We start from the raw sequence: 1,546 nt of genomic DNA on the forward strand, positions 1-1,546 counted from the left end.
GCGGCATGTTCGGGGATGGGGTCGCGCGGCAGCGCGCGCTCGCGCTGTTTGAGCTGGGTGGTCCAGGCCACCGCCGCGGTGATCCCGGCCGACAGCGTCACCAGCGCGTCGTTGCGCGAGGCGGTGAGGATCGCGCCGTGGAAGTCGCGGTCGGCGGCGAGCCCGGCCTCGTTCGACAGCGTGTGCCGCCGCATCCGCGCCAGCGCGTCCTTGAGCGCGCGGAGGTCGTCGCGGTCGCGGCGCTCGGCGGCGAAGGCGGCGGCGGCGGGCTCCACCACCGAGCGCAGCTCGAACAGGCTGCGCAGCAGCGCCATGTCGGGCCTGTCGGCGAAGGCCCAGGCGAGCACGTCGGGGTCGAGCATGTTCCAGCGCGCGCGCGGCAGCACGCGCGTCCCGGTCTTGGGGCGGCTCTCCACCAGGCCCTTGGCGATCAGCCCCTGCACCGCCTCGCGATAGGCGCCGCGCGACACGCCGTTGGTCTCGGCGAACACCAGTTCGCCGGGCAGCACGTCGCCCGGCGCATATTCGCCCGAGAGGATCGCGCGCCCCAGCATGTTGCCGATCGCGCCGCGCCAGCGCCGCCCGGTCGATTGCAGCGCGCTCTCCTGGCCGGGCAGTTCGTTCGATGCGCTGCGCTGCGTCACGTCGCGGACAGCCGGTACAGGCCCGCGCCGTGCGGCGCGAGCGGGCGCGCGAGCCGCCCGCTGGCGCTGCCGTCGTCGCGCCCCGACCACAGGTCGCGCACGCGCACCGCGCCGGTGAGGCCCAGCTCGCGCAGCGGCAGCGCGACCTCCTTCGCCGTGTCGGTGGTGTTGAACAGGGCGACATAATGGTCGCGGCTGCCCTCGGGCCGCGCCGACCAGACCCGCGTGCCGTCGGCGATGAAATGCGGCCGGTTGTCGGTGCTCGCCTGGTTGACCGCGATCACCTCGCGGTTGGTCAGCAGCGCCAGCGTCGGCGCGTCGAGGTGGCGCAGGTCGCCCCCCATGATCAGCGGCGAGCGCGCGATCGACCAGAGCGTCATCAGCGTGCGCTGCTCGTCGCGGGTGAATTTGGTGTCGCGCTTGCCCAGAGCGAGCCGACCGAGCGGCAGCATGTCGGCGTCGGGCCAGGCGCCCGGGCGGCGCCACTGGTTCCAATTCTCCAGCCGGGTGAACTGCGCCTCCAGCATCGCCCATTCGTCCCAGAAATCGTCGCTGATCCGCCACATCTGCGCGAACTCGCGGACATGCGCGCCGCGCGCCACCGGGGTCTCGCCGGGCGAGAGGCTGAGCGTGATCGGCCGCCCGCAGCGCTGGATCGCGCGATGCGCCGCCTCGATCTCGGCGGCGTGCGAATCATAGGGGCGGCTCATGTCGTCCATCTTGACAAAATCGACTCCCCAGGACGCGTAGAGCGCGAAGATGCTGTCGTAATAGGCCTGCGCGCCGGGCTTGCGCATGTCCACCCCGTACATGTCGGGGTTCCACGCGCAGATGCTCGACGTGTCGGCGACGTCGGCGGCGCGCAGCTTCGTGCCGAGCACGGGCAGGTTGCGCTTCACCGC

At 72.6% G+C, this 1,546-nt stretch carries 2 protein-coding genes; both read right to left on the minus strand.

Annotation, left to right across the window (positions count from 1 at the left end):
* Positions 1 to 554: FCD domain-containing protein (locus EV292_RS22415; protein WP_132911492.1), on the minus strand; the 554-nt coding region annotated here is incomplete at its 3' end.
* A gap of 86 nt (positions 555 to 640) precedes the next feature.
* On the minus strand, positions 641 to 1,546 hold a 906-nt coding region (locus EV292_RS22420; RefSeq protein WP_132911491.1), incomplete at its 5' end, for a glycoside hydrolase family 27 protein.

The sequence above is a fragment of the Sphingomonas sp. BK235 genome (assembly GCF_004345855.1).
Classification (GTDB): Bacteria; Pseudomonadota; Alphaproteobacteria; order Sphingomonadales; family Sphingomonadaceae; genus Sphingomonas.